This window comes from Clostridium sp. AF17-21AC (assembly GCF_003461365.1).
In the GTDB taxonomy this organism is placed as follows: domain Bacteria; phylum Bacillota; class Clostridia; order Lachnospirales; family Lachnospiraceae; genus Coprococcus; species Coprococcus ammoniilyticus.
This window is the reverse complement of record NZ_QTWY01000002.1, coordinates 136,299-150,720: the sequence shown is the minus strand read 5'-3', so window position 1 is coordinate 150,720 and position 14,422 is coordinate 136,299. Positions and strand designations below refer to the sequence as shown.

12 protein-coding genes and 1 tRNA gene are annotated in these 14,422 nt (G+C 41.5%); all 13 read right to left on the bottom strand.

The features are described 5' to 3' along the window. Nucleotides 1-26 precede the first annotated feature (26 nt). Nucleotides 27-710, bottom strand: a complete 684-nt coding sequence (gene coaE, locus DWW85_RS03580; RefSeq protein ID WP_117807540.1) for a dephospho-CoA kinase — start codon at nucleotides 708-710, stop codon at nucleotides 27-29. Further along, the gene (polA, locus tag DWW85_RS03575; protein ID WP_117807539.1) at nucleotides 697-3,333 is read right to left on the bottom strand and encodes a DNA polymerase I; all 2,637 of its coding nucleotides are present in this window, start codon (nucleotides 3,331-3,333) and stop codon (nucleotides 697-699) included. Before polA ends, coaE begins: the two co-directional genes overlap by 14 nt. Further along, complete coding sequence (locus DWW85_RS03570; RefSeq protein WP_117807538.1) at nucleotides 3,311-3,919, bottom strand: zf-HC2 domain-containing protein; 609 nt, start codon at nucleotides 3,917-3,919, stop codon at nucleotides 3,311-3,313. Before DWW85_RS03570 ends, polA begins: the two co-directional genes overlap by 23 nt. Before the next feature lie 42 nt (nucleotides 3,920-3,961). Beyond that, nucleotides 3,962-4,459 (bottom strand): transcription elongation factor GreA, encoded by a 498-nt coding sequence (greA, locus tag DWW85_RS03565; protein WP_117807758.1) that lies wholly within the window; start codon nucleotides 4,457-4,459, stop codon nucleotides 3,962-3,964. A 136-nt stretch (nucleotides 4,460-4,595) separates the two neighbouring features. Continuing rightward, a complete protein-coding gene (ilvC, locus tag DWW85_RS03560) occupies nucleotides 4,596-5,618 on the bottom strand; it encodes a ketol-acid reductoisomerase (protein WP_008400897.1) in 1,023 nt (340 codons plus the stop codon). 91 nt (nucleotides 5,619-5,709) lie between these two features. Continuing rightward, nucleotides 5,710-6,198, bottom strand: a complete 489-nt coding sequence (gene ilvN / locus DWW85_RS03555; RefSeq protein ID WP_008400899.1) for an acetolactate synthase small subunit — start codon at nucleotides 6,196-6,198, stop codon at nucleotides 5,710-5,712. A 102-nt stretch (nucleotides 6,199-6,300) separates the two neighbouring features. Further along, a complete protein-coding gene (locus tag DWW85_RS03550) occupies nucleotides 6,301-8,724 on the bottom strand; it encodes a homocysteine S-methyltransferase family protein (protein ID WP_117807537.1) in 2,424 nt (807 codons plus the stop codon). Further along, a complete protein-coding gene (gene rnhA / locus DWW85_RS03545; protein WP_008400901.1) occupies nucleotides 8,717-9,202 on the bottom strand; it encodes a ribonuclease HI in 486 nt (161 codons plus the stop codon). Before rnhA ends, DWW85_RS03550 begins: the two co-directional genes overlap by 8 nt. Before the next feature lie 87 nt (nucleotides 9,203-9,289). Continuing rightward, nucleotides 9,290-10,177: a purine-nucleoside phosphorylase gene (locus tag DWW85_RS03540; protein WP_242996019.1), complete on the bottom strand. Its 888-nt coding sequence runs from the start codon at nucleotides 10,175-10,177 to the stop codon at nucleotides 9,290-9,292. A 59-nt stretch (nucleotides 10,178-10,236) separates the two neighbouring features. Then, nucleotides 10,237-10,324: transfer RNA gene (locus DWW85_RS03535), tRNA-Ser, on the bottom strand. A gap of 137 nt (nucleotides 10,325-10,461) precedes the next feature. Then, the gene (locus DWW85_RS03530) at nucleotides 10,462-12,099 is read right to left on the bottom strand and encodes a peptidoglycan binding domain-containing protein (RefSeq protein WP_117807536.1); all 1,638 of its coding nucleotides are present in this window, start codon (nucleotides 12,097-12,099) and stop codon (nucleotides 10,462-10,464) included. Between the two features lie 12 nt (nucleotides 12,100-12,111). Next, nucleotides 12,112-12,975, bottom strand: coding sequence for a metallophosphoesterase (locus tag DWW85_RS03525; RefSeq protein WP_117807535.1), 864 nt, complete (start codon nucleotides 12,973-12,975; stop codon nucleotides 12,112-12,114). Nucleotides 12,976-12,986: 11 nt separating this feature from the next. After that, the gene (locus tag DWW85_RS03520; protein WP_242996017.1) at nucleotides 12,987-14,210 is read right to left on the bottom strand and encodes a D-alanyl-D-alanine carboxypeptidase family protein; all 1,224 of its coding nucleotides are present in this window, start codon (nucleotides 14,208-14,210) and stop codon (nucleotides 12,987-12,989) included. Nucleotides 14,211-14,422 lie beyond the last annotated feature (212 nt).

The following is a 14,422-nucleotide window of genomic DNA, read 5'->3' as shown; positions in this document are numbered from 1 at the left end:
TGAATCTTTATGTGTCAGACAACACATTATATTCTACATTCATCTAATATGTGCTTCAAGTCTTTTTTCGTATTTTCAAGCGACCCGGAATTATCAATCTTATAGTCGCAGGCTTCCAGATAAAAACCTTCCGACTCCTGTGAATCGATAACCGCCTGCGCTCGTTCTTGGGTAAAGCCACGATATTTGCAGAGTCTGGATATCCGGACATCCAAGTCTGCATAGACATAGCACATCTTATCACAGATACTCTTATATCCATCCTGAATCAGCAAAGCAGCTTCAATCACGAACAGCTTTTTTCCGACATCCTTCTGTTCCTCAATCCGGCGCACGATTTCTTCTTTCACTAATGGATGTGAGATACTGTTCAGCAAAGCCAGCTTATCTTTATCGTGGAATACGATATCTCCAAGCTTCTTTCTGTCAATCGAGCGGTTAACCGTTGATTGACCGTTGTCTGTCACTGCATTCCCTTCAGCAGGTGCAGATATATCTATATCAGCATCCATCAAAACCTCCATACCAAATGCATCCACAATTCCCTGATAAACCGTTTTTCCGGGTTCCATCAACTCATGTGCCAGACGGTCTGCTTCTATTATATATGCATCATATTCTTCCTTTAATATCGTAAGAACTGCTGTCTTTCCGCAACCAATGCCTCCTGTTAGTCCAAGGATCAGCATCTCATCTTTATTTCGCATCATACCAGTTATCTCCTTCACTGATACCGATCTCAAGCGGTACTGCCATGTCGGCTGCACCCATCATTTCCTTTTCCATGATCTCTTTTACAATGTCAATCTCATCCTTTGCAGTCTCTACCAGAAGTTCATCATGGATCTGTAAGATCAGGCGGGATTTCAGTCCTCGTTTTTTCAGTTCCATATTCACACGGAACATAGCAATCTTAATAATATCTGCCGCTGTTCCCTGAATCGGCGAATTCATTGCAACACGTTCACCAAAGCTTCTGGTCATGAAGTTTGAAGACCGAAGCTCCGGTACAGGACGGATACGACCGAACATCGTCCGCACAACACCATATGCTTTTGCTTCTTCCACCTGACGGTCAAGGAATGACTTTATATTCTTATAGGTTGCAAAATATTTCTCAATATAATCAGCCGCTTCTTTTCTGGATATTCCAAGATCCTCCGACAAACCAAATGCACTGATCCCATAAACAATACCGAAGTTAACTGCCTTTGCATTTCTTCTCTGCAAGGATGTTACCTGATCGATCGGAACATCGAACACCTCAGAAGCTGTCGTTGCATGGATATCTACATGATTCAGAAAGGCATTCTGCATAACCTGATCTCCGGACAAATGAGCAAGTACACGAAGTTCAATCTGAGAATAATCAGCATCTACAAATACATATCCATCCTCCGGAATAAATGCCTTTCGAATCAGTCTGCCAAGTTCCAGTTTCATAGGAATATTCTGGAGGTTCGGATCAGTCGAACTGATACGACCGGTCGCTGTGATCGTCTGGTTAAAGGTTCCGTGAATCCTGCCATCTTCTGATATATATGCCGTCAATCCCTGCGCATAAGTGGAATTCAGCTTTGTAAGCTGACGATATTCCAGTATCGCAGGTATGATTGGATGGTCATTCTTTATCTTTTCCAGCACATCAACGCTGGTGCTGTATCCGGTCTTGGTCTTCTTGCCACCGGAAAGTCCCATATCTTCAAATAAAATAACACCTAACTGTTTTGGCGAATTGATATTAAACTCTTTTCCTGCATAACCGATGATATCAGTATGCAGGTCGTCGATCCTGCTCTGCAGCTTTACGCTGTAATCATCCAAAGCTTTTCGGTCAACCCTGATTCCCCGGTGCTCCATATCATAAAGTGTATATACCGTTGGCATTTCGATCTCATTATAGAGGGTAAACATCTCCTGTTTTTCCAGATGTTCCATCAGAAGATCACCTACAAGATATGGGATCAACGCCTTATATGCAAATAATTTCTGAAAGGTTTCATTTGCAAAAGAGAACAGATTCAGTTCATCTTTTCCAACCAGTTCTTTTTCAGACGGCAGTGTTGCACCAAGATAATCCCTTGCGACCGCATCATAGGAATATACATCCTCCATCGGATTTAAGAGATATGCCGCTACACCGATATCATGCACCTTTGTATCACTCTCATCAAACGGAAAGACTGACAATGCTTCCTTTAAATCCAGAATATCGATCTGCATACCGTTCCTGGTGGCTGATACTATATTCTCTGTCAGTCTGTCATGCTCCATTCCATTCAGATTCGACAAAATATAGACCTCTTTATCAGATATGGCAGCAGACAGCCCGAATAAAGTTCCATCCTTCCAGATTGGATATAAACCGATCTTATCTATATTTTTCATCTTATCGGCAAGAAAACCATCTATCTGCTCCGTTGTTTCAAGCAAGGTGATAACCGGATCGATCTCCGCCGTCTCTGTCACTGTGCCAAACTTTTTTAACAGACTGTTAAAGCCTAATCGTTTAAAAATCTTATATGAATCATCATTGAATAATGATTCGATCGTCATTTCATCCAGAGAAATATCCAGCTCGCAGTCCAGTTTGATCGTTGCAAGATCCTTTGACATAACTGCAAGATCCATGTTCTCGGTCAGATTCTTCTGAACACGCGGAGGCTTTACCGTATCCAGATGATCCAGAATATTCTCCATGCTTCCGTATTCAATCATCAGCTTTGCCGCTGTCTTTTCTCCGATTCCCGGAACTCCGGGAATATTATCAGAGGTATCGCCCATAAGCCCCTTCATATCTATAAACTGAACCGGTGTAACACCATATGCCTCAACAACATCCTTTGCATAATAATTTTCTATCGTTGTGCCGCTTGCTTTTGTTTTTGGGATCCGCACAAGGATCGTATCTGTTGCAAGCTGCAGAAGATCTCTGTCACCCGATACAATCACAGTTGCATAGCCATTTCGTTCTGCCATCCTTGATATCGTACCAATGATATCATCTGCCTCATAACCGCCTTTTTCCACAATCGTGACATGCATAGCTGTAAGCACTTCTTTCATAAGCGGAACTTGTTCACGAAGTTCCTCCGGCATCGGCTTTCTAGTTCCTTTATATGCGCTGTATTTCAGATGACGGAATGTCGGTTCATGCACATCAAATGCTACACACATATGATCCGGTTTTTCCTCGTCCATGATCTTAAATATAATATTAAGAAAACCAAGAACTGCATTTGTATGCAGCCCTTCATAGTTTGTGAGATCCGGCAGACCATAGAATGCACGGTTTAATATACTGTGTCCATCAATTAATAATATTTTCTTCATTTTCCAAATCGTCCTTCTCTGCCGTTTCTTCGGCGACTTCCAGATAGTTTTTGTGTGTCTGGTTATATCTCTTTATTTTATCCATAAACTGTACGTTTTTATCACTGGTTCCGGGAAGATCATCCTTTTTATATAAAATTTTCTCCAGATATTCGATCATATATTTATTGTCAAAAAACAGCTTTTCTCCAAAAGTATCACTATAATAATATTCTGTCTGCGATTTCTGTTTGGCATTCTGCTCATAATGATATACTTCTTCCAGAACTCCACTATATACCCATACAAGTCCGATCACAATTGCAGCCAGAACCAGAACGATTGTAGAGGTTGCAATTCGTTTAACGGCTGTCATACGTGTCATTTCTTCATCCAGCTTATCATCCAGTTCCTTTTTGAAGTTCGTGGAAAGATTTTCTTCATTGTCCAATTCTTTCATACCAACGATCAAGGTATAGTAGATTTCCAATTCTTCCGAACAGTTTTCACAATTTTTGACATGCTTAATAAACTCCTTCAATTCATCGTCCGGGAGTTTGTTCTCTATGAATGCCATGATCTTTGATTGTGCTTCCAAACATGTCATCTGACTGTCACCTTCTTCATCCTGTCCGTATATTTTTATCTTCTATCGAATATGATCCTGGGATTCATCGGTTGTCTTAACAATCTCCCGTATCACAATATGGAAAGGGTCGCCCTTTCCCGGAACAACCTCTACACGGTCACCGACTTTATGACCAAGCAATGCTTTCCCCATCGGAGATATATTGCTGATAATACCATTTAATACATCTTCGCGGACTGTCGTTACGATACGATAAGTATCTTCTTCATCATCTTCTTCAAAATAAACACGAACAGTATTATTCAAACCTACTTCATCATCTGCTGACTCATCTTTTATGATCTCAGCAGTTCTTACCATACGATCCAGATAACGGATTCTTTTTTCATTCGCATTCTTATCCTTCTTCGCTGCATAATACTCGAAATTCTCACTCAGGTCGCCCTGTGCTCTTGCTTCCTTTACAGCTTCCAGCTTTTCTTTTCGAACTACTACTTTTCTATATTCGATTTCTTCTTCCATCTTCTTGATGTCAGATTCTGTTAACTGATTAAACATAAAACCAACCACCCTGTTCACATTTTTGCTAACAGTATAGCACAAAACATTTTTGGATACAACAAAAGCAGATCTTACGTCCGAAAACATAAAATCTGCTCCTGTTATTATATGAAATAAATTTATTTACTTCAGATTAGTTGTTGATGAGCTTGTCTTCACCATTCCAGCTGTACAGCTTTCTGATGCTCTCGCCAACGATCTCTGATGGATGCTCAGCAGCTTTCTTTCTCATAGCCTTGAAGTGAACCTGACGTCCTGCAGGTGACATATCAAGTAAGAATTCCTTAGCAAATGTACCATCCTGAATATCAGAAAGAACTTTCTTCATAGCCTTCTTTGTATCTTCTGTAATGATCTTAGGACCTGTTACATAATCACCATACTCAGCAGTATTTGAGATAGAATATCTCATTCCCTTGAAGCCTGACTGGTAGATCAGATCTACGATCAGTTTCATCTCATGAATACACTCAAAGTATGCATTTCTTGGATCGTAACCGGCTTCGCAAAGTGTCTCGAAACCAGCCTGCATAAGTGCACATACACCACCGCAAAGAACTGCCTGCTCACCAAAGAGGTCTGTCTCTGTCTCTGTTCTGAATGTTGTTTCAAGAACGCCGGCACGAGCTCCGCCGATACCAAGTGCATAAGCTAATGCTCTGTCAAGAGCCTTTCCTGTGTAATCCTGCTCTACAGCTACAAGACAAGGTGTACCCTTTCCTGCCTGATACTCAGAACGTACTGTGTGACCAGGTGCCTTAGGAGCGATCATGGTTACATCAACATTCTTAGGTGGAACAATTGTTCCGAAGTGGATATTGAAACCATGAGCAAACATTAACATATTGCCTTCTTCAAGGTTTGGCTCGATATCGTTCTTGTACATATCAGCCTGTAACTCATCATTAATAAGAATCATGATAATATCTGCTTTCTTAGCAGCTTCTGCAGCTGTATATACTTCAAATCCCTGTGCTTCAGCCTTTGCCCAAGACTTGCTTCCTTCATAAAGACCGATAATTACGTTACAGCCTGATTCCTTTAAGTTAAGTGCATGTGCATGTCCCTGTGAACCATAACCGATAATAGCGATTGTCTGTCCGTCCAGTAATGATAAATTACAGTCTTCCTGATAATAAATTTTTGCTTCTGCCATTATTTTGTCCTCCTGATATAAATGACTTCTTTATAATAATTAACTGCATAATTGCAATCAATCTATCAATAGTTAACTAAGGTGCGCATGATTAATCCTGACGCTGACCTCTCACCAGTCCTGTCAGACCGGTACGAACCAGTTCAATGATCTCAAATCCATCTAACAGTCCGAGAAATGCTTCACACTTCGAGGTTGCACCTGTTAGCTCAATGATCATGGAACCTTTTGAAACATCAACGATGTTTGCTCGGAATATATTTGCAATGGACATGATATCCTGACGGGTATCCTTATCACTTCTCACCTTTACGAGTACAAGCTCTCTGCATACTGATTTGCCCGGCTCCAGTTCAACGATCTCTACGACATCCTCGAGCTTATTCAACTGTTTCTTGATCTGGCTCAGACTTGCATTATCTCCGCTTACTGCTACAGTCATTCTGGAATATGCAGGATTCTCCGTAACACCTACCGTAACGCTGTCGATATTATAACCTCTGCGGCTGAATAAACCTGAAACTCTGCTCAGTACACCTGATGTATTATCTACAAGAAGTGACAAAACTATATTATCCATCAATAAGTACCACCTTTCAAACCTATGAAACGGCTGTATAATCAATACAGCACAAATCCTTGTTTTATTATAGTTATCTTGTCAATTATTGTCAACGAAGAATTACTCAATATCAAGCAATCTTTTTACAACCTGAACACATTCTGCCGCATCCTCTGAATAACCATCTGCATGAATCTCCTCAGCAAAGCTCTCTGTGATAACAGCTCCGCCGATAACGACCTTAATATCCAGATTTTTTGCTTTTACCAGTTCCACGACATCCACCATTTTCATCATAGTTGTTGTCATCAGTGCCGAAAGTCCGATGACCTTGGCATCATTTTCTATGGCTGCATCAACGATCACATCCGCAGGTACATCCTTTCCAAGATCGATAACCGGGAATCCGTAGTTTCGAAGCATCAAGACAACCAGATTCTTTCCGATATCATGGATATCTCCCTCTACGGTAGCAACCACGATCGCAGGCATTGACTTTCCATCATCCTCCCGTACGATAAGTGGTGTGATATGATTGATCGCAAGCTCCATCGTCTCTGCGCTGGCGATTAACTGTGGCAGAAAGTATTTTTTCTGTTCAAATAATTTTCCAACACGGTTAATTGCCGGAATCAGCTCATCATCAATAATCTTCTGCGGATCTATCCCCTGTTCCAGTTCTTTTTTGACATCTTCTGTAATATTTCTTTTATTTCCTTTTACAACATCTGTGTAGATAACACTTTTTTCTTTTTCATCCTCCTGACTGCCTCCATTCTGTACAGGTGCAGCCGTTGTGATCCCGAGAGGTTTTACATTCTGGATATACCGGATATCTCCTTCGTCTTTGTTAAGAAGCATATCCGATGCATATGCCATATTCATAAGCATGGTCTGTGACGGATTTGCAATTGCCATCGTAAGACCATTCTGGATCGCCATCGTAAGAAAAGCTGCATTTACAAACATACGCTCCGGCAATCCAAATGAGATATTCGAAAGTCCGCATATCGTAGCAAGCCCCATATCATGACAATAACGGATTGTTTTCAGGCAGTTGACAGCAGCAGCTTTCTCTGCTCCGACTGTTGCAACCAGACCATCGACCACAACATCCTCTTTCTGAAAGCCCATCTTATAAGCAGCATCCAGAACTGTATGTATAATACTTTCTTTTTCATCACTGTCCTTTGGAAGTCCCTCATCAGAAAGCGGAAGCAGAATGAACATCGCACCATATTTTCTGACCAACGGAAGGATCTCCTGCATTTTTACCTTTTCCAGAGATACAGAATTCACAAGTGCACGTCCCGGATAGATACGAAGTGCCGCTTCGATAACAGCAGGGTTACTGGAATCAATACATAACGGAAGATTCACTGCCTGTGACACCTCATATACAACCCTTACCATCATTTCTTTCTCATCAATACCATTCATGCCGACATTAATATCAAGAATTGATGCACCCTTTTCCATCTGTTCTTCTGCCATCGTCATAACAGTATCGAGAACTCCTTCCCGAAGCTCCGCCTGCAGTTTCTTCTTACCGGTTGGATTGATTCGTTCTCCAACTACCATAAAAGAACCATCTAAATTGATCTGTCTTGTCATGCGTTCTGATGATAGCAAACGTTCTTTCTTGTCTGATATCTCAGGAATATCCATTGTCTTTGCCATATCGGAAAGTGCTTTGATATGGGCAGGAGTTGTTCCGCAGCAGCCGCCGACCATACCAGCTCCTGCTTCTATGATCATCTTCATATCTTCTGCAAAGGTTTCCGGTGTCATGGCATATACACTTTTACCATCCACAAGTTCAGGCATACCGGCATTCGGCTTCGCAAATACGGGGACAAATGCTACCTCTTTCATGGCAGCCACAAGCTCTGTCATCTTGTCCGGTCCTGTGGAACAGTTTACACCTATTGCATCCACGCCAAGATTCTGTAATACATTGACCGCGGTTACCGGATCCGTTCCATACAAGGTTCTTCCGTCCTCGTTAAATGTAAGGCTCGCCATGATAGGGAGATCACAGATCTCATTTGCAGCGATCACAGCAGCTCTGGTTTCGGCAAGGCTCATCATTGTTTCTACAACAAGAAGATCACAGCCCGCCTCAACAAGAACTTTGATCTGTTCTTTATAGATATCAACCAGCTCTTCAAACTGAAGTTTTCCCATCGGATACAGCATCTCACCTGTCATGGTAAGATCACCTGCGACATAACCATGCCCGCACTCGGCAACGGCCTGCTTTGACAGAGCTACCAGATCCATATTCATCTGATAGAGATCAGTTTCCAATCCATATTCACGAAGTTTTAAACGATTACAGGTAAATGTCGGAGCATATAAGATATCTGTGCCTGCATTCAGATACGACGTCTGAAGTTCCAGCATAACTTCTTTGTGCTCCAGTATGTATTTTTCCGGACATACACCAAGTGGCATGCCTGCATTCATCAGATTTGTTCCGGTTGCTCCATCTAAGATCAGTATTTTCTCATTGAACAGTTGTCTAAATTCGTGTTTATTCATTCGTTATCACACCTTCGTCGTCTATTTTGTTATCTCCGTCTGCCGCTGTCGTTGCAAGCATATCACATCGTTCATTCATCGGATGTCCTGCATGTCCCTTCACCCAGTGAAAGGTTACTGTATGCGGCTCTTTTGCTTTTAACAGTCGTTCCCACAGATCCCGGTTCTTTACCGGTTCATTCTTACCACGTTTCCAGCCCTTCTTGATCCAGCCCCATATCCAGCCTTCATTAAATGCCTTTACAAGATACTGGGAATCTGAATATAATTCCACATTACAGGGTTTTATCAATGCTTCTAACCCAACAATAGCTGCCATAAGCTCCATGCGGTTATTGGTCGTCTTATTATAGCCCTGTGAAAATTCCCGTTCATGGAGCGTTCCTTTTCCATCTATAAACTGGATAACCGTACCATATCCGCCCGGTCCGTCCGGATTTCCTCTCGCTGCACCATCTGTATATATCTTTACATCCATTCTTTTCGCACCTCATATCTATTCTAATTAATCCATATCCGCTTATAAATGACTGATTATCACTTTTCATCAAATGATCGGAATATTTTATTCTGTGCCATCACTATAACTTTCGATCAATTCTGTAAGGAGTCTGCTCATTTTATCAGACATCTCCTTACTGCGATCCAGAATATCCTCATGCTTTAATTCAGCACCAAGTCCTGCCGCTTTATTTGAAATTGCCGAAAAACCGGATACCCGGATTCCCATATGGCAGGCCGCGATTGCCTCACATGCTGTACTCATACCAACCGCATCTGCACCAAGCATATGAAACATCCGTATCTCGGCCGGCGTCTCATATTGAGGTCCTGATGTCTGAAGATAAGTACCTTCCACAGTATGAAATCCCATTCTCTCAAATATTTTCCTGCTTATCTGAATTTTTTCTTCGTCATATATATGGCTCATATCCGGAAATCTGACACCAAACTTGTCTATATTCCTTCCAATCAAGGGAGATGGAACAAAGCTTGATATCTGATCCGAAATGATCATGATATCTCCCGGTACCAGCTCTTCACTGATTCCTCCTGCCGCATTGGTAAGAATCAGCCACCGTATTCCAAGAAGCCCCATCAGCCGGATCGGTTTCACGACATCCTGCATGGAATATCCCTCATAGTAATGAACTCTGCCCTGCATGACAACAATCGGTTTTCCACAGGAATAACCAAATATAAATCGTCCCTTATGGCCGGCAACTGTCGAAACAGGGAAGCCCGGAACCTCTTTATAATTAATATACACCGGATCATCCATGGTAAATGCATCACCCAGTCCACTTCCAAGTACGATCCCTATCTCCGGCTTCATCTTTATTTTACCAGTGATATAACGAACAGCCTCATCATACATAAATAACATCTCCTTATCCCAGTGCCGCAGCTCACCTGTACCCAGTCTCTGAAATACATAATTCTGATTTTCCACATATATCCATATGGTAAAAAAGCTGACACCCATCTGAATGTCAGCTTATTTTCATAAAACGGAGATAGAGAGATTTGAACTCTCGCGCCGGTTGCCCGACCTACCGCTTTTCGAGAGCGGACCCTTCAGCCACTTGGGTATATCTCCTTTTCCTATGACTTTGCTATAATACCATTAATACACAAAATATACAACTATTTTTTATTTGTAAAATACGATTTCGCCTGTATTAAATGAGTTGTGCTCACAATATCAACCTGCTTTTTTCTGATAAAATAAACATCTTAATAATAACAGATCACAGGCATACCTGCGTATATATTTTCATAAATAACCGCTGCTTTCTGATATGGCAGATTAACGCAGCCATGCGAACCGCCGGAATAATAAATGTCTCCGCCGAACTCATCACGCCATGTCGCATCATGAAGCCCGATTCCACGATTAAAAGGCATCCAGAAATTCACCTTTGTCTCGTAATCTTCACCTCTGAGAACCGATGGTGATTCCTTATATGTAACCGAATATAATCCATCCGGTGTACCATGACCGTTCTTCACGCATCCGGTAACACAAGGGGAATCTGTGACCAGTTTTCCACTTACAATCAGATAAACATGCTGGTTCGACAGATCGACCTCTACATAAGAATAACCGATATCCCCGTATTTGTTATATGCCGCTCCTACCTGGGAAAACTCCGGTGTACGCTCCTGTGATTTCCCACTTGCAAGTGCTTCCCGCAAGCCCTTTGTCTCCGCTTCCACATCAATTGCCCATCCATAACGATTGCCTGTTTCTTCTACATATCTTCCGGTATAGGTCTGAAAGGTTCTCGTTGTTCCGACAGTATCATATGTCTCTGCAAGTTGTCTCACATATGCCTGAACCGATTTCTTTTTGAACTTCCATTTTCCGTTATCATAATAGAGCCAGCTGCCAAATGTTGATGCATCAAGCGTCCATGTTACACGATCAATGCTGTAGTTGATCTGAACCGCAAGATATGTTTCCAGTGCTTTTTTCCGGTCTGCGATCTCCGTACTGTCTGCCGTGATCTCTGCATTCTCATAACACGCTTCTTTATCAAGGTCTGTAGTAGCTTTCACCTGTTCAAGTGCCGTTTCTATCACTTCCTGCACCTTATCTGTATCCAGATAACTGCCTTCTGTCTCTGGTATGATAACCGCCTCGCTCTTTTCAACTACTACATAGGCATCCTTTGGCTTATTCATATTCTTTTCCTGCATACAGTCCTGATTTTTTAAGAACTGATACAACTTTTCTTTATCATATGTTACTTCGTAACTGGTTTTATAATCTTTCCGATTATCATTCAGATACAAAAACCACAGAAAGCCATTTTGTTTCTTCTTGATGCTTTTCTCATTGGAAACTGCCTGTATCGTCATATCGATATCTTCCGGACGGATCACAAATGATGCATGTTCTCTGCCGTTTACGCTTAAAGAATATTCACTCATATATGTATCGATCGTGTTTTTTACAGATTTTACTGTATGATAGGATACATTCTGTCCGTCAATATATGTATTCTTGTTAAAATGAAAACTAAACCAGATCGACAATGTAAGATAACAAAGTAAAATAACTCCGCCCACAGAAATTGATATAATAGCAGCGATCTTTTTTCCTTTTTTCCGTCTATCGATCTGTTCATAGACACTCTTATCGACAAAGACATCCGATGGTATGGCAGCAGCCGTGGCAGCAACCTCCGGCTGGTCTTTTGTTTCTATTTCTTGAGTCTCTGTCTGGTCTGTCTCTTTGACTGCTTCCATCTCAGCCCCAGTCTGCTCAGCCTCTTTGTCCGCCACGTTTTCGGTTTCTTTGTCTGCGCCGCTTTCTGTTGGCTCTGCTTCACTCTCTGTCTGCTCTACTTCTTTGTATTCCTCACTCATAATCTTCCCCTGTTATTCTCCTTCCAGATGGATCACGCATATCTCCGGTTTATTATTGACCCGGAACTTTAAAGTATGACCACCAAGTCCACCTGTTAAAATCATTTTTTTATTACGATATTCATACATACCCCGGTAATATTTCGGAAACAGCCGTACCATCGGTGATATCACTCCCCCCAAAAACGGAAGTATGATCATGCCCCCGTGTACATGACCGGATAACACCAAATCTGCTCCCCATTCCGCATAAACCGAAAAATAATCCGGGTTATGCGCCAGTAGAATCGTATATGCATCCTGATGCCTTGTTGGAAGAAGCTTCACCAGATAGTCCGTCTCCATCTTCTGAAGCCGGAATCTTCTGTAATAAGCTGCATCCATGTCAAGCCCCACGATCTGAATGTTGTCAGATGCCAGAGTAGCTTCCTCATTTATAAGCCAATGAACGTAATTCTTTGTCTGTTCATACAGGCATTCCCATATATCTCCATACTGCTCTGTATATAAAACGGTTCGCATCTCATGATTTCCCTTTGAAATATAAACAGGGAATTCACTTCCAAGCTTTTGCAGAAGGTCTATCGCAACACCCGGTCTGACATCTTTCTTTCCGACTATAACATCTCCTGCAATCAAAACTGCATCAGGAGCAATCTTTTTTATCTCTTTTATGAGATCCTCATTTTTATCTCCGAATTCTGCATTATGAAGATCTGCGATCATCGCAAATGTAGCAGACTTTTTTATCCTTTTATCCGTGATTGTATAATGAGATACCGAAAGCATATGATTCTCCCGTCTGCTTTCGATCAGAACTGCGCACAGACAGATAATCGCAAATATACAGATGATACTGATAATATCGAATAACATTTTCTCTTCCTCTAGGAACGAAAGGCAAGATATAATACTTTTTTAAAGCTGTAGCCAAACGTCATTTTCTTTATATTTTCTGCTGCAACGACCTCGACTGAACCAAGGATACGACCATTGATTGAATATTCTATATGACCGACAACATATCCTTTTTTTATCGGTGCTGTAAGCGGTTCATCCTGAACCAGTATCTTCTTTACATCATCTGCCTTTTCCCCGCGAAGCAGAACGGATGAGAAGTCCGATACACTGTCAATCGCCAGCTCGTCACTGATACCATTTTCTATAGAAACGCTACGGGTGTCAAGTACATTTTCATCTTTATACAGATTGCAATTTGCATATCCATAATCTAATAGCTTGCAGGCCTCTTTATTTCTGATATCCTTTGTTTCAGCTCCCATGATGACTGCGATCAATGTAATGCCGTTTCTGTTCGCCGTCGCCGACATACAGTATTTAGCTGTCGCCGTATATCCGGTTTTAAGCCCGGTTGCCCCGGTATACATATTTAGGAATTTATTTGTATTAGCAAGGTCAAATCTTGACTCTCCCCTTGCGGTTTTATGTACGATTGAATCCATCCAGATACCGGAATAATTCAGGATCTCAGGATGTTCGTCAATTAACTGTCTGGACATGATCGCAATGTCTTTTGCCGATGTCTCATGTCCATCTGCATCCAGTCCACATGCATTGACGAAATGTGTATGCTCCATTCCAAGTTCCTTTGCCCGGTCATTCATTCTCTGAACAAAGGCTTCCTCGCTTCCTGCCGTGAATTCTGCCATAGCAACTGCCGCATCGTTTCCTGATGCAATAATGATACATTTTATCATATCTTCAACCGTCTGCTGTTCCCCGGTCTCAAAGAAGCATTGTGAACCACCCATAGAAGCTGCATGTTCACTCACAGTTACAATATCAGACATCTGATAATCACCTGCCTTCATTGCCTCAAAAATCAGAAGCAGCGTCATTACCTTTGTGACGGATGCAGGTTTCCTTGCTTCATCTGCATTTTTCTCATATAATACCGTTCCTGTCGTTGATTCCATAAGGATACATGATTGTGATTCCAATTGAAGTCCGGACTGATCTGTCGCTATTTCATCTGTTGCTGTTCCATCTGTTACAGCAACACTATATATTACCGATTGGCCGATATGTCCGACTACAAGTGCTATTCCAAGAACCGTACCTGCAAATGCTCTGCCTATCCTCTTTCCCATTTTTACCCGTTTCAATAACATCCCTCTAATCTGTTCATTTATACAATTTATGCTTAAAAAAATGAATAAAGAATGTTTGTGTTGATATTTTTCTTTCATAATTAATTATATTCTGCTATAATACTACAGAATTATGCGCAATATGCGGTAATTTAAGAAATAATGACACTTTCGTCATTTATTAACTGGACAAATTATAACAGGAGGAAAAA